Source organism: Pseudomonas sp. E315 (assembly GCF_055406205.1).
The window spans coordinates 1-22,093 of record NZ_JBUZPJ010000011.1 but is presented as its reverse complement, the minus strand read 5'-3'; the positions used below and the strand labels follow the sequence as shown (position 1 = coordinate 22,093).

Below are 22,093 nucleotides of genomic sequence, written 5' to 3'. Positions count from 1 at the left end.
GCAACAATCGTCGAAAACAGGGGGTGGCTGCCACATTTTGTCAGTAGGCAAATAATACAAAAGCGCTGTAAGTACTGATCTTGAGCCTTCAGACGAAAAAACAGTGCTTTTGGGTGTATTTCTTACTACCAACGTCGAATGGTTCTTAGGCCTTGGCCCGGCTACAACAGGGTCATAAAACAACAACTACAAAAAATTGAGGTATGAAACATGAGTGCCGCTTCCCTGTATCCCGTACGCCCCGAAGTTGCTGCGAACACGCTGACTGACGAGGCGACCTACAAGGCGATGTACCAGCAGTCGGTCGTCAACCCCGATGGCTTCTGGCGCGAGCAAGCTCAGCGTCTCGACTGGATCAAGCCTTTTACCACGGTCAAACAAACCTCCTTCGACGATCACCATGTCGATATCAAGTGGTTTGCCGATGGCACCCTCAACGTTTCCTATAACTGTCTGGATCGCCACCTTGCCGAGCGCGGCGATCAGATAGCAATCATCTGGGAGGGCGATGACCCTTCCGAGCAGCGCAACATTACCTATCGCGAGCTGCATGAAGAAGTCTGCAAGCTTGCAAACGCTTTGCGCGGGCAGGACGTTCACCGTGGTGACGTAGTCACTATCTATATGCCAATGGTTCCTGAGGCCGTGGTCGCCATGTTGGCCTGTACCCGTATCGGCGCGATTCACTCGGTGGTGTTCGGCGGCTTCTCGCCTGAGGCGCTGGCGGGTCGGATTATCGATTGCAAATCCAAGGTTGTGATTACGGCTGACGAAGGTCTGCGTGGCGGCAAACGTACGCCTCTTAAGGCCAATGTTGATGTGGCATTGACCAACCCTGACACCTCAAGTGTGCAGAAGATCATTGTGTTCAAGCGCACCGGCGGCGACATCGCTTGGTACAAGCATCGCGATATTTGGTACCACGACTTGATGGCTGTGGCTTCCACCCACTGCGCACCAAAAGAAATGGGCGCCGAAGAAGCGTTGTTCATCCTTTACACCTCGGGTTCCACCGGTAAACCAAAAGGTGTGCAGCACACCACCGGCGGCTACTTGTTATATGCGGCGCTGACCCACGAGCGCGTGTTCGACTATCGTCCGGGTGAAGTGTATTGGTGCACGGCTGACGTGGGCTGGGTAACGGGTCATACCTATATCGTTTACGGGCCGCTGGCCAATGGCGCGACCACGGTGCTGTTTGAAGGTGTGCCGAACTATCCAGATATCACCCGCGTGTCGAAGATCGTCGACAAGCACAAGGTCAATATTCTCTACACGGCTCCAACGGCTATCCGCGCCATGATGGCCGAAGGTCAGGCGGCGGTTAAAGATGCAGACGGCTCCAGCCTGCGTTTGCTGGGGTCGGTGGGTGAGCCCATCAACCCTGAAGCCTGGAACTGGTACTACACAACAGTCGGTAAAGAGCGCTGCCCGATTGTGGACACTTGGTGGCAGACCGAAACCGGCGCTTGCATGATGAGCCCGTTGCCGGGGGCGCACGCGCTCAAGCCGGGTTCGGCAGCACGTCCGTTCTTTGGTGTGGTGCCCGCGCTGGTCGATAACCTGGGCAACCTCATAGAAGGGGCTGCTGAGGGGAACTTGGTGATTCTCGATTCGTGGCCAGGTCAGGCGCGCACGCTGTATGGCGATCATGATCGCTTTGTTGATACCTACTTCAAGACGTTCCGTGGCATGTACTTCACGGGTGATGGCGCGCGTCGTGACGAAGACGGTTACTACTGGATCACGGGCCGTGTGGATGACGTGCTCAACGTGTCCGGCCACCGCATGGGCACCGCCGAAATTGAAAGCGCAATGGTCGCCCACCCTAAAGTCGCTGAAGCAGCAGTGGTGGGTGTGCCGCACGACATCAAAGGGCAGGGCATCTATGTTTACGTCACGTTGAATGGTGGCGAAGAGCCTACAGAGGAGCTGCGTCTTGAGCTGAAAAACTGGGTGCGCAAGGAAATCGGCCCGATTGCTTCGCCGGACGTTATCCAGTGGGCACCTGGTTTGCCCAAGACTCGCTCGGGCAAAATCATGCGCCGCATCCTGCGCAAAATCGCGACGGGTGAGTATGACGGGTTGGGTGATATTTCCACCTTGGCTGACCCGAGTGTGGTGCAGCACTTGATCGATACCCATAAAGGCATGAAGGTCGCGTAAGCATCTTCGCTTTAAAAGAACCCCGCCTGGCGATGCTTGGCGGGTTTTTTTTGTCTGTAGGCGGGCTTATAGCCGTCTGCTCCAGCATCAACAAAATGGAGCGCCTCTTTAGTGCGGGTGTTACCGCATGTGTAACCGGGCGCACAAAAACGGAGCTATGTGCTACGCAAAGCACCGTTTTAGAGCCGTTTTCAGAGGACTATCAAATAAGATGAAACGCTACGCTTGCCGGAATAGAAGGCTTTGCGAATAATAGGCCCGCTATTTGCAATGTGTATAGGTTCTACATCTTTCGTCCTTGCATTAAATGCTCTGGATGTCAATGCTTGGAGTCGCCTTTCTCGGTGCATTTGTAATATGTTGTCGCATTGAAGAAATAACGGCTTGAAGCCTGTCGTTAGAATGCCGATCACTCGCTCGTCTTGGTTGTGCTGGTCTCAGTACAGCGCCTGTAGGACGTGGCGCCGCATTCCCGGTTTAACCTTCGCATATTGGGCTCACGCTCATTCTGCATTTATTGCCCTTTACCGATGGAGTCCTAAGATGAAGAAACTCGTGCTTCTTGGCGCCCTGGCACTGTCCGTGCTGTCCCTGCAGGCTTTTGCTGAAGAAAAGCCGCTGAAAATTGGCATTGAAGCTGCCTACCCTCCGTTCGCCTCCAAGGCGCCGGACGGCAGCATTGTTGGCTTTGACTACGACATCGGTAACGCTCTGTGTGAGCAGATGCAGGTCAAGTGTGTGTGGGTCGAGCAAGAGTTCGACGGTCTGATCCCTGCGCTTAAAGTGCGCAAGATCGACGCGATCCTTTCCTCGATGTCCATCACTGAAGACCGTAAAAAGTCCGTCGATTTCACCAACAAGTACTACCTCACTCCAGCGCGGCTGGTGTTGAAGGAAGGCACTGTGGTCAGCGACAGTCTGGATGAGCTCAAAGGCAAAAAAATCGGCGTGCAGCGTGGCTCGATCCATGACCGTTTTGCCAAGGAAGTGTTAGCACCTAAAGGTGCCACAGTAGTTCCTTACGGCTCGCAGAACGAGATCTACCTTGACGTGCAAGCCGGTCGCCTTGATGGCACCGTAGCTGATGCCACCTTGCTGGAAGACGGTTTCTTGAAAACCCCAGCGGGCAAAGGTTTTGCGTTTGTAGGGCCAGCATTCACTGACGTTAAATACTTTGGTGATGGCGTAGGCATCGCTGTGCGCAAGGGCGACGCGCTGAAAGACAAAATCAACGCTGCCATTGAAGGCATTCGTGCCAATGGCAAGTACAAACAAATCCAGGACAAATACTTCAACTTCGATATTTACGGTCAGTAATACATCGCAGCGGTACGTCCGAAATGGCGCAATCGACAGAATCTCTGAAGTTTGCGCCATTTTTTCATTCTAGTTTTCGAGGACCTGAATCATGTTGAAAGGCTACGGGGCTGTCATCCTCGATGGCGCTTGGCTGACGCTTCAGCTCGCCTTGTCGTCCATGGCCTTGGCCATTGTTCTGGGTCTTATCGGGGTTGCCTTGCGTCTTTCGCCGGTACGCTGGCTGGCTTGGTTGGGCGATCTGTATTCAACGGTTATCCGCGGGATTCCCGATCTGGTATTGATCCTGCTGATTTTTTACGGCGGTCAGGACTTGCTCAATCGTGTGGCGCCGCTGCTGGGCTACGACGATTACATTGACTTGAACCCCTTGGCGGCAGGCATTGGCACCTTGGGCTTCATCTTTGGTGCTTACTTGTCTGAAACCTTTCGCGGGGCCTTCATGGCGATCCCCAAAGGTCAGGCAGAAGCTGGCATGGCGTATGGCATGAGCCCTTTTCAGGTGTTTTTCCGGGTGATGGTGCCGCAGATGATTCGTCTGGCGATTCCGGGGTTCACCAACAACTGGCTGGTATTGACCAAGGCGACAGCGCTGATTTCGGTGGTGGGCCTGCAGGACATGATGTTCAAGGCCAAGCAGGCGGCTGATGCCACCCGCGAACCCTTTACCTTCTTTCTGGTCGTGGCAGCGATGTACCTGGTGTTGACCAGTGTTTCGTTGCTGGCATTGCGACAACTTGAAAAGCGCTACTCGGTAGGCGTTAAGGCGGCCGATCTATGATCTTCGACTACAACGTCATTTGGGAAAGCATGCCGCTGTACTTGGGTGGCCTGCTCGAAACCCTTAAATTGCTGGGTATTTCGCTGTTTTTTGGTTTGCTGGCGGCGGTGCCGCTGGGCTTAATGCGGGTATCCAAGAGCCCGTTTATAAACTTTCCGGCGTGGCTGTTTACTTATGTGATTCGTGGCACGCCGATGCTGGTGCAGCTGTTTCTGATCTATTACGGTCTGGCTCAGTTTGAAGCGGTGCGTAACAGTGTCTTGTGGCCATTGCTGTCGAGTGCAACGTTTTGTGCGTGCCTGGCATTTTCCATTAACACCAGTGCTTACACCGCAGAGATCATTGCTGGCAGCCTTAAAGCCACACCTCATGGCGAGATTGAGGCAGCCAAGGCAATGGGCATGTCCCGCGCCAAGATGTATCGCCGTATTTTGCTGCCGTCGGCCATGCGCCGAGCGCTGCCGCAATACAGCAACGAAGTGATCATGATGCTGCAAACCACCAGTCTGGCGTCCATCGTGACCCTGATTGATATCACTGGGGCTGCGCGTACTGTTAATGCCCAATATTACTTGCCGTTTGAAGCCTATATCACCGCTGGTGTGTTCTACCTGTGCCTGACTTTTATTCTGGTGCGCCTGTTCAAACTGGCTGAACGCCGCTGGCTGGGCTACATGGCCCCGCGTAAGGGTTGAGCGGTCTGCTCAGCGACTGAACCACTGTTTTTGTGAGAACCGACAGCATGTACAAACTTGAAGTCCAAGACCTGCATAAGCGTTATGGCAGCCACGAGGTGCTCAAAGGCGTATCTCTGGCTGCAAAGGCGGGTGATGTCATCAGCATCATCGGTTCCAGCGGCTCAGGCAAAAGTACCTTTTTGCGTTGCATCAACCTGCTTGAGCAGCCGCATGCGGGCAAAATCCTGCTCAACAACGAAGAGCTCAAACTGGTGGCCAAAAAGGACGGCGCACTGGTTGCGTCTGATCCCAAGCAGTTGCAGCGCATGCGTTCGCGTCTGTCGATGGTGTTTCAGCATTTCAACCTGTGGTCACACATGACTGCATTGGAAAACATCATTGAAGCGCCCGTGCACGTGCTGGGCATGCCCAAAAAAGAAGCGCTGGAAAAAGCCGAGCACTATTTGGCCAAAGTCGGCGTCTCACATCGCAAGCATGCGTATCCGGGACACATGTCCGGTGGTGAGCAGCAGCGTGTGGCAATCGCGCGAGCGTTGGCGATGGAACCGGAGGTCATGCTGTTCGATGAGCCGACCTCGGCGCTGGACCCAGAGCTGGTGGGCGATGTGCTCAAGGTGATGCAGGCCTTGGCTCAAGAAGGCCGAACGATGGTGGTGGTGACCCACGAAATGGGCTTTGCCCGTGAGGTGTCGAACCAGTTGGTGTTCTTGCACAAAGGCGTTGTAGAAGAGCGTGGCGACCCGCGCGAAGTGTTGGTCAACCCGAAATGCGAGCGTTTGCAGCAGTTTTTGTCGGGCAGCCTCAAGTAATACCGGTGATGTGAGACTGCTATTTTGCACCAACTTAGTGCATGCTTCCCCATTCTGTGGCAACTGATCTAGCTTGGTTGTTGCCACTTTCGGCTTTAACACTGTTTAGTTTCGGATTGCATGCCATGACTGCCCATCGAATAGGTTTCCTGATTTGGCCCAGCACCAAAGCATTGACGCTGGCGCTGGCAGAGGAGGCCTTGCGTGTCGCGCAGCGGGTGCATCCAGAAGTGGCATACGAGCTGTTGTTTTTGAGCGCCGAAGCTGTGCCAGAAGTGGCCACGGGTAGCTGGCAATTGCCGGGCGAGCCGTGGGCCGGAAAGCTAGAAGGGTGTCAGAAGCTTTTCTTGCTGGCAGACGAGCCGCCGGTTTCGATCGCTCCCGCCTTAAGCAGCGCGCTTAAACAACTGGTGCGTGCTGGCTGTGTGATTGGTGGGTTGTCTGCTGGGGTGTATCCATTAGCCCAATTGGGGTTGCTCGATGGCTATCGGGCGGCCGTGCATTGGCGCTGGCAAGATGACTTTGCCGAGCGCTTCCCCAAGGTTATTGCGACCAGCCATTTGTTCGACTGGGACCGTGATCGCTTGAGTGCGTGTGGTGGCATGTCGGTACTCGATTTGTTGCTTGCGTTACTGGCGCGTGATCACGGTGCTGAGTTGGCGGGGGCCGTGTCGGAAGAGTTGGTGGTTGAACGCATTCGTGAAGGGGGCGAGCGTCAGCGCATCCCGCTGCAAAACCGTCTGGGTTCCAGTCATCCGAAGCTGACCCAGGCAGTGTTGTTGATGGAAGCCAATATTGAAGAGCCCCTGACAACAGACGAAATCGCTCAGCATGTGTGTGTGTCGCGTCGTCAGTTGGAGCGCATCTTCAAGCAATACCTCAATCGCGTCCCCAGTCAGTACTACCTTGAGCTGCGCTTGAACAAGGCGCGACAAATGCTCATGCAAACCAGCAAGTCGATCATTCAGATCGGCCTGTCGTGCGGGTTCTCGTCCGGGCCTCACTTCTCCAGCGCCTACCGCAACTTTTTTGGCGCCACCCCTCGCGAAGACCGCAACCAGCGCCGCAGCAGTAGCCCGTTTGAATTGTCTTCGGTGCCTGCTGAACGGGGTTGACCCTGTCGGTGGCGTGTCTTGATGATCGCTTTCGGGCGTGCCCGTTGGAATCTGCGCGAGCATTAAGGTGCGTGGGTTGTGATGGCAAACCTTTTCTAGGTACAAAGGGCTTCTCTGGAGATGCGCAGCGTTTAAACTGCGCCTTTGTGACGAAATATGTCGCATTGTCATAAACCCCGTCAACGCTGTGGTTGGCCGCTATAAGAAGTTGTCGCTTGGCGACAAGGCCGCGTCAGCATCTGTCCTTACAATCCCCCATCGCTCGCCATTTTAGGCAGGCGTTTCTCATCAGGAGACTCCGATGTCCGTTGAGCAAGCCCCGGTGCAACGCGCCGATTTCGATCAGGTCATGGTTCCGAACTACGCACCTGCAGCCTTCATTCCTGTGCGTGGCGCCGGTTCCCGAGTATGGGATCAATCGGGGCGCGAACTCATCGACTTCGCAGGCGGCATCGCCGTTAACGTATTGGGCCATGCCCACCCGGCTCTGGTCGGTGCGTTGACTGAGCAGGCGAACAATCTGTGGCACGTGTCCAATGTGTTCACCAACGAGCCAGCCTTGCGTTTGGCCAAAAAGCTGGTGGACTCGACCTTCGCAGAGCGCGTGTTCTTCTGTAACTCAGGCGCTGAAGCCAACGAAGCGGCCTTCAAGTTGGCGCGTCGTGTGGCCCATGACCGCTTTGGTGCTGAGAAGTACGAAATCATCGCCGCACTCAACAGCTTCCACGGCCGCACGCTGTTCACTGTAAACGTGGGCGGGCAGTCGAAGTACTCCGATGGTTTTGGTCCAAAAATCACCGGTATCACCCACGTTCCGTTCAACGATCTGGATGCGCTGAAAGCTGCGATTTCGGACAAGACCTGTGCGGTGGTGCTTGAGCCTATACAAGGCGAGGGCGGCGTATTGCCTGCCGAACTGGCTTACCTGCAAGGCGCCCGTGACCTGTGTGACAAGCACAATGCGCTGCTGGTGTTCGATGAAGTGCAAACCGGCATGGGCCGCACTGGCGAGCTGTTCGCCTACATGCACTACGGCGTGACTCCGGACATCCTGACCAGCGCCAAGAGCCTGGGCGGTGGTTTCCCGATTGCGGCCATGCTCACCACTGAAGCGCTGGCCAAACACTTGGTCGTCGGCACTCACGGCACCACCTACGGCGGCAACCCGCTGGCGTGCGCTGTCGGTAACGCAGTGATTGACGTGATCAACACGCCTGAAGTGTTGAGCGGCGTTAAGGCCAAGCACGACCTGTTCAAAACCCGCCTTGAGAACATTGGCCAGCAATACGGCCTGTTCACTGAAGTGCGGGGCCTGGGCTTGCTGCTGGGTTGCGTGCTAAGCGATGCCTGGAAAGGCCGCGCAAAAGACATTTTCAATGCCGCTGAAAAGCAGGGCTTGATGATTCTGCAAGCGGGCCCCGACGTGGTGCGCTTCGCCCCAAGCCTGGTGGTTGAAGACGCAGACATCCAGGAAGGTCTGGAGCGTTTTGAGCGCGCTGTGCAATCGCTGACCCAAGCCTGAGTGTGACCTCGACGCCTGATGAATCGGGCGTCGAACCGAATTTTATGCGCCCTGCACCGCGAAACCTGTAGGTGCGAGCTGGCTCGCGATAGCCTCCATTCAGGCCACTATGTGTCTGTCCGTGAGCCTTGATCGTGAGCAGGCACGTGCCTACAGATGAAGCCCTGCTCGGCATTCTCATCTGAGTTGTTCAAGGATTAAGGAGTGACACCATGCTGGTGATGCGCCCCGCGCAAATGGCTGATCTGGGCGAGGTACAGCGTCTGGCTGCGGACAGCCCGATTGGTGTCACTTCATTGCCGGACGATATCGAGCGTCTTAGCGACAAGATCGCGGCGTCTGAAGCTTCCTTTGCGGCAGAAGTCAGTTTCAATGGCGAAGAAAGCTACTTCTTTGTGCTTGAGGACACCGCCACCGGCAAGCTGGTGGGCTGTTCAGCCATTGTGGCTTCGGCAGGTTACTCAGAGCCGTTTTACAGCTTTCGTAATGAGACCTTCGTTCACGCCTCCCGCGAGCTGAAAATCCACAACAAGATTCACGTGTTGTCGCAGTGCCACGACCTGACGGGTAACAGCCTGCTGACCAGTTTCTATGTGGTGCCGGAGCTGGTGGGTTCGGCGTGGTCTGAACTCAACTCCCGTGGTCGCCTGCTGTTTGTGGCCAACCACCCGGAGCGTTTTGCCGATTCTGTGGTGACGGAGATTGTTGGCTACAGCGACGAAAATGGCGACTCGCCGTTTTGGGACGCGATTGGACGTAACTTCTTTGATTTGAATTACGCCGCCGCTGAACGCCTGAGCGGGCTGAAAAGCCGCACCTTCCTTGCCGAACTGATGCCGCATTACCCCATTTACGTGCCGCTGTTGCCGGACACGGCCCAAGAGGCGATGGGGCAGGTGCATCCGCGTGCGCAAATCACCTTCGACATCCTGATGCGCGAAGGTTTTGAGACCGATCATTACATCGACATTTTCGACGGTGGCCCGACCCTGCATGCGCGGGTGTCTGGTATCCGCTCGATTGCTCAAAGCCGTGTGGTACCCGTCAAAATCGGCGAACTGACTAAAGGCAGCGGTCGCCAGTATTTGGTGGCCAATGCCCAGTTGCAGGATTACCGCGCCGTATTGCTCGAACTCGATTGGGCGCCGGGCAAGCCGGTCATGCTGGATCTGGAAGCGGCCGAAGCACTTGGCGTTGGCGAAGGTGCCAGCGTACGAGTGGTTGCGGTTTAACGCGTTTGAGCGAGTTTCGCGGGGTTCGCCAGCGAGCCCTGTTTAAGGAGATAGCATGATCGTTCGTCCTGTACGCAATAGTGATTTACCGGCCCTGATTGAACTGGCCCGCAGCACGGGCACTGGCCTGACCACCTTGCCGGCCAACGAAGAGCGTTTGCTGCATCGTGTGACCTGGGCTGAAAAAACCTTCCGTGGCGAAGCCGAGCGCGGCGACGCGGACTACCTGTTTGTGCTCGAAAACGACGACGGCAAAGTGGTGGGTATCTCGGCCATCGCGGGCGCTGTGGGCCTGCGTGAGCCTTGGTATAACTTTCGAGTTGGCCTGACAGTCAGCGCGTCTCAAGAGTTGAAGATTTACCGCGAAATCCCGACGCTGTTTTTGGCCAACGACCTGACGGGCAACTCTGAGCTGTGCTCGTTGTTCCTCAGCGCCGATTACCGCAATGGTCTCAATGGCCGCATGCTGGCCAAAGCGCGGATGCTGTTCATTGCCGAATTTCCTGAGCTGTTTGGCAACAAGATCATTGCTGAAATGCGCGGCATGTCTGACGAAGCAGGGCGTTCTCCTTTCTGGGAAAGTCTGGGGCGTCACTTCTTCAAAATGGAATTCAGCCAGGCGGACTACCTGACCGGTGTAGGCAACAAGGCTTTCATTGCCGAGCTGATGCCTAAGTTTCCGGTGTACACCTGCTTTTTGTCCGAAGACGCCCGTGCAGTGATCGGCAAGGTGCATACCCACACCGAACCTGCTTTGAACATGCTTAAAAGCGAAGGGTTCAGCTATCAGGGGTACGTCGATATTTTCGACGCTGGCCCGGCGGTTGAATGTGAAACCAGCAAAATTCGCGCAGTCCGGGACAGCGAAACCTTGGTGCTGGCCATTGGCACGCCGGGCGAAGACGCTACCCCTTACCTGATTCATAACCGCAAGCGTGAAGACTGCCGCATCACTGCCGCACCTGCGCGCTTGGCGGCAGGCACTCTGGTGGTCGATCAACTGACTGCAAAGCGCCTGCAACTGACCGCCGGAGATCAGGTTCGCGGCGTTCCCTTGTCTGCCCAGCCAACTGCCCCACGGGAGTCGAAATAATGAGCACGTTATACATCGCAGGCGCTTGGCAGAACGGGCAGGGCGAGGCATTCGAATCATTGAACCCGGTCACCCAGCAGGTGTTGTGGTCGGGGCAAGGTGCAAATGCCGAGCAAGTGGATGCAGCCGTAAAAGCCGCACGTCAGGCGTTCCCTGCGTGGGCCAAGCGTTCTTTCGACGAGCGCCTGAGCGTATTGGAAGCCTTTGCTGCCTGCCTCAAAACCCATGCAGATGAACTGGCACATTGCATCGGTGAAGAAACCGGCAAACCCCTGTGGGAGTCGGCCACCGAAGTCACCAGCATGATCAATAAGGTGGCGATCTCGGTACAAAGCTATCGCGAGCGGACGGGTGAAAAAAGTGGCCCGCTAGGGGATGCCACGGCTGTTTTGCGCCATAAACCACATGGTGTGGTGGCGGTGTTTGGCCCGTATAACTTTCCGGGCCATTTGCCCAATGGGCACATCGTGCCAGCATTGCTGGCGGGTAATAGCGTGGTGTTCAAACCGAGCGAGCTGACGCCAAAAATCGCTGAGCTAACGGTCAAATGCTGGATTGAGGCTGGTTTGCCAGCGGGTGTGTTGAATCTGCTGCAAGGTGCGCGTGAAACGGGCATCGCGCTGGCGGCACATGCGGGTATTGATGGGGTGTTCTTCACGGGTTCAAGCCGTACGGGCAACGCGCTGCATCAGCAGTTTGCTGGTCGCCCGGATAAAATTCTCGCCTTGGAAATGGGCGGCAATAACCCGCTGGTGGTCGATCAGGTGGCGGATCTGGAGGCTGCGGTTTACACCATCATTCAATCGGCGTTTATCTCAGCTGGGCAACGTTGCACCTGCGCTCGTCGTTTGTTGGTGCCACAAGGCGCATGGGGCGACAGCCTGCTGACGCGTTTGATTGAAGTTAGCCAGCGCATCGAGGTGGGTGCGTTTGATCAGCAACCCGCGCCGTTTATGGGCTCGGTTATTTCGCTGGCAGCGGCCCGTGCGTTGATGGATGCACAAGAAGTACTGCTGGGGTCGGGCGCAGTGGCCTTGCTTGAAATGGCTCAGCCAGACGGCAACGCCGCGTTACTGACACCGGGCATTATTGATGTGACCGAAGTCAGTGATCGCAGTGACGAAGAGTTGTTTGGGCCATTGCTGCAAGTGATTCGCTACGCGGATTTTGATGCGGCGATTGCTGAGGCCAACAACACGGCGTTCGGTTTGGCGGCAGGCTTGTTGTCTGACTCCCAGGCGCGTTACCAGCAGTTCTGGCTGGAAAGTAGAGCCGGAATTGTGAACTGGAACAAGCAGCTAACGGGCGCGGCGAGCAGCGCTCCTTTTGGTGGCATCGGGGCATCGGGTAACCATCGCGCCAGCGCGTATTACGCTGCTGATTATTGCGCTTACCCCGTGGCCTCTCTGGAGACGCCGACCTTGGCGTTGCCTGCGGCATTAACGCCGGGCGTACGGTTATCGTAATTGGTTAAACCCGTAGGCGTTGGCGAAGGCTGCGATCTTTTGATCTTTTGATCTTTAGCAGATCGCAGCCTTTGCCAGCGCCTACGGGGATGTGCAGCTTTTTGTCTATTACCACCGTTTGTTGGAGCCTCACCGATGAAATCCTTTGAAGTCAACTTTGACGGTCTAGTGGGGCCGACCCATAACTATGGCGGTTTGTCGTTCGGCAACGTCGCCTCCCAGAGCAACAGTCAGCAGGCTTCCAACCCCAAGGAAGCTGCGCTGCAAGGTCTGGAAAAAATGAAAGCGCTGATGGACATGGGATTTGTCCAGGGTGTGCTGGCCCCTCAAGAGCGCCCGGATGTTGCAGCGTTGCGCAGCCTGGGTTTTGCGGGCAGCGACGCGCAGGTGATTGAGCAAGCGGCCAAGCAAGCCATGCCTTTGTTAGTGGCCAGTTGCTCGGCCTCCAGCATGTGGGTGGCCAATGCGGCGACTGTCAGCCCAAGTGCCGATACCGCTGATGGTCGCGTGCATTTCACTGCTGCCAATCTCAATTGCAAGTTTCATCGCAGCATTGAGCACCCGACCACCAGTCGTGTGCTGGGCGCCATGTTTGCTGATCAACAGCATTTTGCGCATCACGCTGCACTGCCTGCCGTGGCTCAGTTTGGCGATGAGGGCGCGGCAAACCACACCCGTTTTTGCCGAGATTATGGCGAGGCGGGGGTTGAGTTTTTTGTGTTCGGGCGCAGCGCGTTCGACAGCCGTTACCCGGCGCCGCAAAAGTACCCCGCGCGCCAGACCCTTGAAGCGTCGCAGGCCGTGGCGCGTTTGCACGGTTTGAGCGAGGAGGGCGTGGTGTTTGCTCAGCAAAATCCGGCTGTCATTGATCAGGGCGTGTTTCATAACGATGTGATCGCGGTGGGTAATGGTGAGTTGTTGTTCCATCACCAGGATGCGTTCCTCAATACCGAGCCGATGCTGGCCGAGTTGCATGCAAAACTGGCGGCCCGTGGTGGCAACTTTCAGTCCATCAGCGTGCCTCGCGATCAGGTTGCAGTAGAAGATGCTGTGCGCTCGTACTTGTTCAACAGCCAACTGTTGAGTCGCCCAGATGGCTCAATGCTGCTGATTGTGCCGCAAGAATGCCGCGACAACCCGCGTGTTTGGCAGTACCTGCAAGGCCTCACCGCGACAGGCGGGCCGATCCGCGAGGTCAAGGTGTTTGATCTTAAACAGAGCATGCAAAATGGCGGTGGCCCGGCGTGCCTGCGGCTGCGCGTCGCACTGAATGAAACTGAGCTGGCGGTGGTCAATCCCGGGGTTATCATGACTCCCGAGCTGTACGACACCCTGACCCAATGGGTCGGCAAGCACTATCGTGATGCCCTGCGCGAAAGCGATTTGGCAGACCCGCAATTGCTGCTTGAGTGCCGTACGGCACTGGATGAACTGACACAAATCCTTAAACTGGGCGCGGTTTACCCCTTCCAGATCAATTGAGCATGGGCGCGCTTGGGTGTTTATCAATGCTGAGTGCGCCACTTCACCTACCGATGAGAGCGAAATTATGAGCGATTCCCTACAGCTGATCCTTGAGGACACCGATGGCACGCAGCTGCAAACCTCCTGCACCCGCGTTGCGGTCATGTGGCAGGGCAAAGAGCTGTGGATTCAGCAAGATGGCCGTGGCCAGCTGCTGATCGGTGTTGACGTTGAAGAAGGTGACGCGGAATACGCCAACCTGCTGTTGCGTCCATTAGCGACTAATCTTGTAAGCCTGCAACTGGAAATGGAGCCGGCTGAGCTGGGCGATGACGAAGAGGGTCATGTGCACGGCCCAGACTGCAACCACTGATTAAGGATGTTCTATGCTCGCTCTCGGCAAATTGCTTGAACTGACCTTGGCTGGGCGTGAGCCGGCCGAGAAAACTCAACTGACTGCCAAGGGCGTGCGGATGCGCTGGCTGGCCGAGGGCGCGCTTGAAGTGAGCCCTCCAGCGGGTCGCGACAATGGTATGGACTTGCTGTTGTCGGCTGGCATCCACGGTAATGAGACAGCGCCGATTGAGTTACTCGATCGGCTGATCAATGCCATCGCGCGGGGAGAAGTAACGCCCTGCGCCCGAATTCTATTTCTATTTGGCAACCCAGGCGCCATGCGCACGGGCGCCCGTTTTGTCGAAGAAGACCTCAACCGCTTGTTTAACGGCAAGCACGAGAGCAGCAGTGGCCCAGAGGCATTGCGTGCATGCGAGCTTGAGCATTTGGCAGAAACGTTTTTCAGCGATCCGGCGCGCACCCGCCTGCATTACGACCTGCACACGGCCATTCGTGGCTCCAAGATCGAGCAGTTTGCGTTGTACCCCTATAAAGAAGGGCGCGCCCATTCCCGACAACAATTGGCGCGCCTGCGGGCTGCGGGTATGGAAGCGGTGTTGTTGCAAAACAAGCCTTCGATTGTCTTCAGTGCTTACACCTACGATCAGCTCGGCGCTGAGGCATTCACCCTTGAGCTGGGCAAGGCTCGACCGTTTGGGCAAAACGCAGGGGTCAATGTTGAGCGTCTTGAGCTGCGCTTAAAGCACATCATCGAAGGTACAGAGCCTGCGCTGGATGATGGGTCGCTGGACGGCCTGCAACTGTTTAGCGTGGCGCGTGAAGTGATCAAACACAGTGATGCGTTCATCCTGCACTTACCGGCGGATGTCGAGAACTTTTCTGAACTGCCCAAGGGCTATCTGTTGGCCGAAGACGTGGCCAGCACCCGTTGGGTGATAGAGGAGGGCGGGGCGAGGATTATCTTCCCTAACCCAAAGGTGAAGAACGGCTTGCGCGCCGGAATAATCATCGAACCGGCAACCCTGTAGTCGCTGCCGAGGTACGACTGCTGTGCAGTCGATTGCAGCCTTCGGCAGCGCTTACACGAAGTGCGTGCGGCTAACCCGATCTCTGTAGTCGCTGTCGAGGAACGAAGGCTGCGATCGGGCGTATAGCGCTCGCAAACCCGACAGCGGTGTGTCTGAGCTACAAAGAGTTGGTCGCTGGGGTAGTTACACTGCGCGCTTTTGCTGGGTTTCCATGCGCTTCAAATTGCGAATTTTTTGCAGCGTATCAACGCAGGTTTTCGCCGCTTCTTCGCCTTTGTGTACGAAGTGGTCGAAGAAGAATTTTTGATGTTCTTCACCCGCGTGGAAGTGGTGCGGCGTGAGGCTGACTGAGAACACCGGTACTTCGGTTTCCAGTTGGACTTGCATCAGTGCGCTGACCACTGACTGGGCAACGAAGTCGTGGCGGTAGATGCCGCCATCGACCACCAGTGCTGCGCCAACAATGCCTGCATAGCGGCCGCTTTTTGCCAGCAACTTGGCGTGCAACGGGATTTCAAAAGCACCGCCGACTTCAAAAAAGTCAATGTCGCTTTCCTGGTAGCCCTGCACCAACATTTCGGCCAGAAAGCCTTTGCGGCTTTGGTCGACAATTTCTTTGTGCCAGCAGGCTTGAATAAACGCGACGCGCTCGTTGTGGTGGTTTTTGCTTTTGCTATCGATTGCGGTGGGTTGCATGTTCTGACTCCTGTTTGTGTGAAAAACAGGGCATATGAATCGAATGGGATTTAAGGGTACGTTCAGGCGGGCAGCTCGTTGCAATTAAGCTTCGGTGCATGCCCGCCTGATTGACGGCCCTTTGGCGCCAATCCCGTTCTCTCTTCATCCGGACTATGACCGTCGGCCCCGGAATCACACCGGGTCTGCTGACCTTGGTTTGCCCTCAGCCAAAGCTTAAGGACCTGCCAAGCGCTCGCGGGCTATACGCTTTGCGCGTAATTACCGCCGGTGGGGAATTGCGCCCCGCCCTGAGAACGTTGCCACCAGCCTTTCTGGCGGCGGGCATTTTGTATCACATCTGTTTCAAGCTTGCATGGATGCTTTTCGCTAATAGACATCGATTTTTCTGATTGTTTTGGACCATTCTTGTTCGATACCTTGATAACCCGTGCGTCTGCCCGCAGAACTTTGTTCGAAAGGGATTTCCTTGATTGGCATCCTGTGCTGATCTCTCCATGCCGAGGCTGCTCCCCATGACTGTTATAGATCTTCGTAGTGACACCGTGACTCAACCTAGCCTCGGCATGCGTGAGGCGATGGCCCGAGCACCGCTGGGCGACGATGTGTATGGCGAAGACACTGCCGTAAACCAGTTGGAATCAGAGTTGGCCTTGCGTTTGGGCTTTGCTCAAGCGCTCTTTGTGCCCAGTGGCACCATGAGTAATTTGTTGGCGCTGATGGCGCACTGCGGGCGTGGCGATGAGTACATTGTTGGCCAGCAAGCACATACCTATAAGTACGAGGGCGGCGGTGCGGCGGTGCTTGGCTCGATTCAGCCGCAGCCGTTGGAGGTTCAGGCAGACGGCTCTCTGGATCTGGAGCAGGTGGCTGCCACCATCAAGCCCGATGATTTCCATTTCGCTCGCACGCGTTTGCTGGCGCTGGAAAACACCATGCAGGGCAAAGTGCTGCCCATCAGCTATTTGGCCGCAGCCAGCCGTTTGACTCGCGAAAAAGGCCTGGCGCTGCATTTGGATGGTGCCCGGTTGTACAACGCAGCGGTCAAGCTGGGTGTGGAGGCAAGCGACATCACTCGCTACTTTGATTCGGTGTCGATTTGCCTGTCTAAAGGGCTTGGTGCGCCAGTGGGTTCGGTGCTGTGCGGCACGGCTGATCTGATTGCCAAAGCTCGGAGGTTGCGCAAGATGGTTGGCGGCGGCATGCGCCAGGCCGGTCAGTTGGCCGCAGCAGGGCTGTATGCGTTGGATCATCAGGTCGAGCGTCTGGCTGACGATCACGCCAACGCCGATTTTTTGGCTGATGGCTTGCGGGCGGCGGGTTACGACGTTGAGCCTGTGCAGACCAACATGTTCTACGCGCAACTGGGGGATCGGGCTGAGGCGCTCAAAGTGTTTGCGGCCGAACGCGGAATCAAATTGAGTGCGGCGCCGCGCTTGCGTATGGTCACGCACATGGATGTCAGTCGAGGCCAGATTGAGAAGGTGATCGCGGTTTTGACTGAATTTAATCGCCAATGAGTGCTCAGGCCGTCCAATTGCTTGTGCCTATCGTATAAACACGCTGTACCCAAGGCGAAGGGCCGATATAATGCGGCCCTTTGCGAGTCGCACCGTCGATGGACGTGATTGACTTGCCTCTGGCCGCAGCCTCCGTGGAAGAACCTATGAAAAGCGCAGAAATCCGTGAAGCCTTCCTTCGCTTCTTCGAGGAGCAAGGTCACACCCGTGTCCCTTCCAGCTCCTTGGTCCCGAATAACGACCCAACCCTGCTGTTCACTAACGCGGGTATGAACCAGTTCAAGGACTGCTTCCTGGGTCAGGAAAAACGAGCCTACACCCGTGCAACCAGCAGCCAGAAGTGCGTGCGCGCCGGTGGCAAGAACAGCGACCTCGAAAACGTCGGTTACACCGCGCGTCACCACACCTTTTTTGAAATGCTCGGCAACTTCAGCTTTGGCGATTATTTTAAGAAAGACGCTATCAATTTCGCCTGGACCTTTTTGACCGGCGTATTGAAGCTGCCTAAAGACAAACTCTGGGTGACTGTCTACGCCAGCGACGATGAAGCCTATGACATCTGGACCAAAGACGTCGGCGTGCCTGCCGAGCGCATGATCCGCATTGGCGACAACAAAGGGGCTCCGTACGCGTCGGACAACTTCTGGACTATGGGTGACACCGGCCCTTGCGGCCCATGCACCGAGATTTTCTACGATCACGGCCCAGAAATCTGGGGCGGCCCGCCGGGCTCGCCAGACGAAGATGGCGACCGTTACATCGAAATCTGGAACAACGTGTTCATGCAGTTCAATCGCACCGCCGATGGCGTTTTGCATCCGTTACCTGCGCCGTCGGTAGACACCGGTATGGGCCTGGAGCGGATCAGTGCGGTCATGCAGCACGTTAACTCCAACTACGACATCGATCTGTTCCAGAACCTGTTGAAGTCAGCTGCCCAGGCGATTGGCTGCGCTAACGAAGGTCAGGCATCGCTCAAAGTGGTTGCTGACCACATACGCTCGTGCAGCTTCCTGATTGCCGATGGCGTGCTGCCCTCGAATGAAGGTCGCGGCTATGTGTTGCGTCGGATCATTCGTCGCGCGTGCCGTCACGGCAACAAGCTGGGCGCCACGGGTAACTTCTTCTACAAAATCGTCGCAGCACTGGTTGCTGAGATGGGCGCAAGCTTTCCTGAGCTGGTGCGTGAGCAGGCCAACATCGAACGTGTGTTGAAGGCTGAAGAAGAGCAGTTCTCCAAGACCCTGGAGCAGGGCCTGAAAATTCTTGAGCAGGATCTGGCTGAGCTCAAGGGCACCGTAGTGCCGGGCGACGTAGTGTTTAAACTCTACGACACCTATGGTTTTCCGATGGACCTGACGGCAGACATCGCCCGTGAGCGCAATCTGACCGTAGATGAAGAAGGCTTTGAGCGCGAGATGGAAGCACAGCGTGTGCGTGCGCGTTCGGCCAGCTCGTTTGGTCTGGACTACAACACGCTGGTCAAAGTTGACGTGCCAACCGAGTTTGTTGGTTACAGCGCGACGCAGGCCTCGGCCAAGGTCGTTGCTCTTTATAAAGACGGGCAATCGGTTGCCAGCCTGCACGAAGGCGACGAGGGCGTGGTGATTCTCGACCAGACCCCGTTCTACGCCGAGTCGGGCGGTCAAGTGGGTGACTGTGGCTACTTGCAAGCAGGTGCTGCGCGCTTTGATGTGCGCGACACCACTAAAACCGGCGGCGCGTTCTTGCACCACGGTGTCGTGGCTGCAGGTGGTTTGAAGGTTGGCGAAACCGTTGACGCGCAAGTGGATGCTGATGTGCGTCACGCTACGGCGCTGAACCACTCGGCTACTCACTTGCTTCACGCTGCTTTGCGTAAAGTGTTGGGCGAACACGTACAGCAGAAGGGTTCGTTGGTGGACAGTCAGCGCATGCGCTTTGACTTTAGCCACTTTGAAGCCATCAAACCTGAGCAAATCAAGGCGCTGGAAGATATCGTCAACGCCGAGATTCGTAAGAACACCCCGGTGCAAACCGAAGAAACCGACATTGAAACCGCTAAGCAAAAAGGTGCTATGGCACTGTTTGGTGAAAAATACGGCGATAACGTTCGCGTATTGAGCATGGGTGGCGACTTCTCGGTAGAGCTGTGCGGTGGGATTCACGCCAATCGCACGGGTGATATCGGTTTGATGAAGATCACCAGCGAAGGTGGCGTGGCGTCTGGTATTCGTCGCATCGAAGCGGTCACAGGCGCAGCTGCGCTGGCGTACCTGAATGCCGCTGAAGAGCAGCTCAAGGAAGCGGCCAGCCTGATCAAGGGCTCGCGTGAGAACCTGGTCGACAAGCTGTCGGCAGTGCTTGAGCGTAATCGCCAGCTGGAAAAGCAACTCGAACAATTGCAGGCTAAAGCGGCAAGCGCTGCGGGCGATGATCTGTCATCGTCAGCGGTGGATGTAAAAGGCGTGAAAGTACTGGCCACCCGCCTGGACGGTCAGGATGGCAAAGCGTTGCTGGCGCTGGTCGACCAGCTAAAGAACAAGCTCGGCCGTGCAGTGATCCTGCTTGGCAGTGTTCATGAAGATAAGGTTGTACTGGTTGCAGGCGTGACCAAAGACCTGACTGGCCAACTCAAGGCTGGTGATTTGATGAAGCAAGCCGCTGCGGCAGTGGGCGGGAAGGGCGGTGGTCGTCCAGATATGGCGCAAGGCGGTGGTGTTGATGCTGCGGCCCTGGACAGCGCACTGGCGCTGACTGTTCCATTTGTTGAGCAAGGTATCTGAGGTCCAGTACGCGCTGTCGTCTAGTGGCAGCGCGTAGTTTGAATGATAAATGGGCGCCCTTTATGGGCTGAGGCTGCTTTGAAATGGCTTTGATCGTACAGAAATTCGGAGGCACCTCGGTCGGCACTGTCGAGAGAATCGAACAGGTCGCCGATAAAGTTAAGAAGTTCCGCGAAGCCGGTAATGATTTGGTAATTGTGCTTTCTGCGATGAGCGGCGAGACCAATCGCTTGATCGAACTGGCCAAGCAAGTCAGCGATCAGCCGTTACCCCGTGAACTGGACATGATTGTGTCCACGGGTGAGCAGGTAACCATTGGCCTGTTGTCGATGGCGTTGAACAAGCGTGGTGTGCCTGCGGTGTCGTACACCGGCAGCCAAGTGCGCATCCTGACTGACAGCTCGCACACCAAAGCTCGCATCCTCAAAATCGACGATCAGAAAATTCGCGCCGACCTCAAGGCTGGGCGTGTGGTTGTGGTGGCGGGTTTTCAGGGGGTTGATGAGCACGGCAACATCACCACGCTGGGCCGCGGCGGCTCTGACACCACGGGCGTGGCGTTGGCAGCAGCCTTGAAGGCAGATGAGTGCCAGATCTACACCGATGTTGATGGCGTTTACACCACAGACCCACGGGTTGTGGCGCAGGCTCAGCGGCTGGAGAAGATCACCTTTGAAGAAATGCTGGAAATGGCCAGCCTGGGCTCCAAGGTGTTGCAGATCCGTGCGGTTGAGTTCGCAGGCAAGTACAACGTTCCGCTGCGCGTTTTGCACAGCTTCAAGGAGGGGCCGGGCACCCTCATTACTATTGATGAAGAGGAATCCATGGAACAGCCAATCATTTCTGGCATCGCCTTCAATCGCGACGAAGCCAAGCTGACCATCCGTGGCGTGCCAGACACCCCGGGCGTGGCGTTCAAGATTCTGGGGCCAATCAGCGCGGCCAACATTGAAGTTGACATGATCGTGCAGAACGTTGCGCACGATAACACCACTGACTTCACCTTCACGGTACACCGCAACGATTACCAGGCGGCCTTCCAGGTGTTGGAAAACACCTCGCAGGAAATCGGCGCTCGCGAAGTGGTTGGTGATACCAAGATTGCCAAGGTGTCGATCGTGGGTGTGGGCATGCGCTCCCATGCGGGCGTTGCCAGCCGCATGTTTGAGTCGCTGGCCAAAGAGAACATCAACATCCTGATGATCTCGACCTCCGAGATCAAAGTCTCGGTGGTGATTGAAGAGAAGTACCTGGAGCTGGCTGTACGCTCGCTGCACACCGCTTTTGAATTGGACGCACCCGCCCGACAGGGAGAGTAATGCGTTGCCCAGAGGGCGCGGTTGATCCGCGCCTTTTGTTTTTTTGATGATCGTGAACGAAGACCTCTTGTGTCGTCACGTTGGTCAATACTTAGGAGCGGAGGGCTATATAGCTATTTAGCTAGTAGGCCGAAGCCCTTTTTTTTTGCAGACTGTTGTCCCTGAAATACTAACCGTGAGGAGAAACGTATGCTGATTCTGACTCGCCGGTGCGCAGAAAGCCTGATCATAGGCGATGGTGAAATTACTGTGACCGTGCTCGGCGTCAAAGGAAATCAAGTGCGAATTGGTGTGAATGCCCCCAAAGAAGTGGCCGTACACCGTGAGGAAATCTACCTGCGAATCAAGAAAGAAAAGGACGAAGAACCAAGTCTTTAATTTTATTTAAGTTTTTGGTTGCATACGGGGAAAAGGCTGGTTATTATACGCCCCGTGTTGCGGAGAGGTGGCCGAGTGGCCGAAGGCGCTCCCCTGCTAAGGGAGTACATCTCAAAAGGGTGTCGGGGGTTCGAATCCCCCCTTCTCCGCCATTATTTAAGTAGCACGTTCGAATCTAGCCATTTCAGTAAGTTGTTGAATTTATTGAAAAAAGTACTTGGCAGAGAGATTCAACGGTCTATAATACGCAGCTTCAAATGCACTCGTAGCTCAGCTGGATAGAGTACTCGGCTACGAACCGAGCGGTCACAGGTTCGAATCCTGTCGAGTGCACCATTTAAGAGTTAGTTGCCAAGGCAATCAACTT

18 protein-coding genes, 2 tRNA genes and 1 riboswitch are annotated in these 22,093 nt (G+C 56.0%); of the genes, 19 read left to right on the top strand and 1 reads right to left on the bottom strand.

Features of this window, described 5'->3' with window-relative positions; all coding sequences use genetic code 11:
• Window positions 1-210: 210 nt before the first annotated feature.
• The 13 genes from acs to astE all read left to right on the top strand — a co-directional run bounded on the left by acs (window position 211) and on the right by astE (window position 15,048).
• Window positions 211-2,166 carry an acetate--CoA ligase gene (gene acs / locus ACZRJQ_RS15675; RefSeq protein WP_463979238.1) on the top strand — a complete coding sequence of 652 codons (1,956 nt, stop codon included), beginning with the start codon at window positions 211-213 and terminating at the stop codon, window positions 2,164-2,166.
• Between the two features lie 543 nt (window positions 2,167-2,709).
• Window positions 2,710-3,483, top strand: coding sequence for an ABC transporter substrate-binding protein (locus ACZRJQ_RS15670; protein WP_463979237.1), 774 nt, complete (start codon window positions 2,710-2,712; stop codon window positions 3,481-3,483).
• 91 nt (window positions 3,484-3,574) lie between these two features.
• Window positions 3,575-4,264, top strand: coding sequence for an ABC transporter permease (locus ACZRJQ_RS15665; RefSeq protein WP_463979236.1), 690 nt, complete (start codon window positions 3,575-3,577; stop codon window positions 4,262-4,264).
• A complete protein-coding gene (locus ACZRJQ_RS15660; protein WP_463979235.1) occupies window positions 4,261-4,959 on the top strand; it encodes an ABC transporter permease in 699 nt (232 codons plus the stop codon). The genes ACZRJQ_RS15665 and ACZRJQ_RS15660 overlap by 4 nt, the downstream gene beginning before the upstream one ends.
• A 47-nt stretch (window positions 4,960-5,006) precedes the next feature.
• A complete protein-coding gene (locus ACZRJQ_RS15655) occupies window positions 5,007-5,771 on the top strand; it encodes an ABC transporter ATP-binding protein (protein ID WP_463979234.1) in 765 nt (254 codons plus the stop codon).
• 125 nt (window positions 5,772-5,896) lie between these two features.
• Entirely contained in the window at window positions 5,897-6,886 is a 990-nt protein-coding gene (gene argR / locus ACZRJQ_RS15650; RefSeq protein ID WP_463979233.1) for a transcriptional regulator ArgR, read from the top strand.
• 301 nt (window positions 6,887-7,187) lie between these two features.
• Window positions 7,188-8,408 (top strand): aspartate aminotransferase family protein, encoded by a 1,221-nt coding sequence (locus ACZRJQ_RS15645; RefSeq protein ID WP_463979232.1) that lies wholly within the window; start codon window positions 7,188-7,190, stop codon window positions 8,406-8,408.
• Window positions 8,409-8,620: 212 nt separating this feature from the next.
• Entirely contained in the window at window positions 8,621-9,640 is a 1,020-nt protein-coding gene (gene aruF, locus ACZRJQ_RS15640) for an arginine/ornithine succinyltransferase subunit alpha (protein WP_463979231.1), read from the top strand.
• A 55-nt stretch (window positions 9,641-9,695) separates the two neighbouring features.
• Complete coding sequence (gene astA / locus ACZRJQ_RS15635) at window positions 9,696-10,733, top strand: arginine N-succinyltransferase (RefSeq protein ID WP_463979230.1); 1,038 nt, start codon at window positions 9,696-9,698, stop codon at window positions 10,731-10,733.
• Window positions 10,730-12,199, top strand: a complete 1,470-nt coding sequence (gene astD / locus ACZRJQ_RS15630; protein WP_463979371.1) for a succinylglutamate-semialdehyde dehydrogenase — start codon at window positions 10,730-10,732, stop codon at window positions 12,197-12,199. Before astA ends, astD begins: the two co-directional genes overlap by 4 nt.
• 135 nt (window positions 12,200-12,334) lie before the next feature.
• Window positions 12,335-13,681, top strand: a complete 1,347-nt coding sequence (gene astB / locus ACZRJQ_RS15625; RefSeq protein ID WP_463979229.1) for an N-succinylarginine dihydrolase — start codon at window positions 12,335-12,337, stop codon at window positions 13,679-13,681.
• 67 nt (window positions 13,682-13,748) lie between these two features.
• Window positions 13,749-14,036, top strand: a complete 288-nt coding sequence (locus ACZRJQ_RS15620) for a topoisomerase II (protein ID WP_463979228.1) — start codon at window positions 13,749-13,751, stop codon at window positions 14,034-14,036.
• 13 nt (window positions 14,037-14,049) lie between these two features.
• Complete coding sequence (gene astE, locus ACZRJQ_RS15615) at window positions 14,050-15,048, top strand: succinylglutamate desuccinylase (protein WP_463979227.1); 999 nt, start codon at window positions 14,050-14,052, stop codon at window positions 15,046-15,048.
• 183 nt (window positions 15,049-15,231) lie between these two features.
• On the opposite strand, the gene ACZRJQ_RS15610 is transcribed toward astE, so the two are convergent.
• The gene (locus ACZRJQ_RS15610; protein ID WP_463979226.1) at window positions 15,232-15,744 is read right to left on the bottom strand and encodes a 6,7-dimethyl-8-ribityllumazine synthase; all 513 of its coding nucleotides are present in this window, start codon (window positions 15,742-15,744) and stop codon (window positions 15,232-15,234) included.
• 131 nt (window positions 15,745-15,875) lie between these two features.
• A riboswitch (FMN riboswitch) is annotated at window positions 15,876-16,046 on the bottom strand.
• Between the two features lie 213 nt (window positions 16,047-16,259).
• On the opposite strand from ACZRJQ_RS15610, the gene ltaE reads away from it, so the two are divergent.
• The 6 genes from ltaE (at window position 16,260) to ACZRJQ_RS15580 (ending at window position 22,062) form a co-directional block, all read left to right on the top strand.
• Window positions 16,260-17,264 (top strand): low-specificity L-threonine aldolase, encoded by a 1,005-nt coding sequence (gene ltaE, locus ACZRJQ_RS15605; protein WP_463979225.1) that lies wholly within the window; start codon window positions 16,260-16,262, stop codon window positions 17,262-17,264.
• A gap of 146 nt (window positions 17,265-17,410) precedes the next feature.
• The gene (gene alaS, locus ACZRJQ_RS15600; protein WP_463979224.1) at window positions 17,411-20,029 is read left to right on the top strand and encodes an alanine--tRNA ligase; all 2,619 of its coding nucleotides are present in this window, start codon (window positions 17,411-17,413) and stop codon (window positions 20,027-20,029) included.
• Between the two features lie 83 nt (window positions 20,030-20,112).
• On the top strand, window positions 20,113-21,348 hold the full coding sequence (locus ACZRJQ_RS15595; protein WP_463979223.1) for an aspartate kinase: 1,236 nt from the start codon (window positions 20,113-20,115) through the stop codon (window positions 21,346-21,348).
• 189 nt (window positions 21,349-21,537) lie between these two features.
• Window positions 21,538-21,726: a carbon storage regulator CsrA gene (csrA, locus tag ACZRJQ_RS15590; protein WP_003175645.1), complete on the top strand. Its 189-nt coding sequence runs from the start codon at window positions 21,538-21,540 to the stop codon at window positions 21,724-21,726.
• Between the two features lie 61 nt (window positions 21,727-21,787).
• A tRNA-Ser gene (locus ACZRJQ_RS15585) sits at window positions 21,788-21,878 on the top strand.
• A gap of 107 nt (window positions 21,879-21,985) precedes the next feature.
• Window positions 21,986-22,062: transfer RNA gene (locus ACZRJQ_RS15580), tRNA-Arg, on the top strand.
• Window positions 22,063-22,093: the final 31 nt, after the last annotated feature.

What these genes read in the sequence shown, in the direction of transcription:
- acs (WP_463979238.1), top strand. Translation starts at nt 211, where the DNA reads ATGAGTGCCGCTTCCCTGTATCCCGTACGCCCCGAAGTTGCTGCGAAC.
- ACZRJQ_RS15670 (WP_463979237.1), top strand. Translation starts at nt 2,710, where the DNA reads ATGAAGAAACTCGTGCTTCTTGGCGCCCTGGCACTGTCCGTGCTGTCC.
- ACZRJQ_RS15665 (WP_463979236.1), top strand. Translation starts at nt 3,575, where the DNA reads ATGTTGAAAGGCTACGGGGCTGTCATCCTCGATGGCGCTTGGCTGACG.
- ACZRJQ_RS15660 (WP_463979235.1), top strand. Translation starts at nt 4,261, where the DNA reads ATGATCTTCGACTACAACGTCATTTGGGAAAGCATGCCGCTGTACTTG.
- ACZRJQ_RS15655 (WP_463979234.1), top strand. Translation starts at nt 5,007, where the DNA reads ATGTACAAACTTGAAGTCCAAGACCTGCATAAGCGTTATGGCAGCCAC.
- argR (WP_463979233.1), top strand. Translation starts at nt 5,897, where the DNA reads ATGACTGCCCATCGAATAGGTTTCCTGATTTGGCCCAGCACCAAAGCA.
- ACZRJQ_RS15645 (WP_463979232.1), top strand. Translation starts at nt 7,188, where the DNA reads ATGTCCGTTGAGCAAGCCCCGGTGCAACGCGCCGATTTCGATCAGGTC.
- aruF (WP_463979231.1), top strand. Translation starts at nt 8,621, where the DNA reads ATGCTGGTGATGCGCCCCGCGCAAATGGCTGATCTGGGCGAGGTACAG.
- astA (WP_463979230.1), top strand. Translation starts at nt 9,696, where the DNA reads ATGATCGTTCGTCCTGTACGCAATAGTGATTTACCGGCCCTGATTGAA.
- astB (WP_463979229.1), top strand. Translation starts at nt 12,335, where the DNA reads ATGAAATCCTTTGAAGTCAACTTTGACGGTCTAGTGGGGCCGACCCAT.
- ACZRJQ_RS15620 (WP_463979228.1), top strand. Translation starts at nt 13,749, where the DNA reads ATGAGCGATTCCCTACAGCTGATCCTTGAGGACACCGATGGCACGCAG.
- astE (WP_463979227.1), top strand. Translation starts at nt 14,050, where the DNA reads ATGCTCGCTCTCGGCAAATTGCTTGAACTGACCTTGGCTGGGCGTGAG.
- ACZRJQ_RS15610 (WP_463979226.1), bottom strand. Translation starts at nt 15,744, where the DNA reads ATGCAACCCACCGCAATCGATAGCAAAAGCAAAAACCACCACAACGAG.
- ltaE (WP_463979225.1), top strand. Translation starts at nt 16,260, where the DNA reads ATGACTGTTATAGATCTTCGTAGTGACACCGTGACTCAACCTAGCCTC.
- alaS (WP_463979224.1), top strand. Translation starts at nt 17,411, where the DNA reads ATGAAAAGCGCAGAAATCCGTGAAGCCTTCCTTCGCTTCTTCGAGGAG.
- ACZRJQ_RS15595 (WP_463979223.1), top strand. Translation starts at nt 20,113, where the DNA reads ATGGCTTTGATCGTACAGAAATTCGGAGGCACCTCGGTCGGCACTGTC.
- csrA (WP_003175645.1), top strand. Translation starts at nt 21,538, where the DNA reads ATGCTGATTCTGACTCGCCGGTGCGCAGAAAGCCTGATCATAGGCGAT.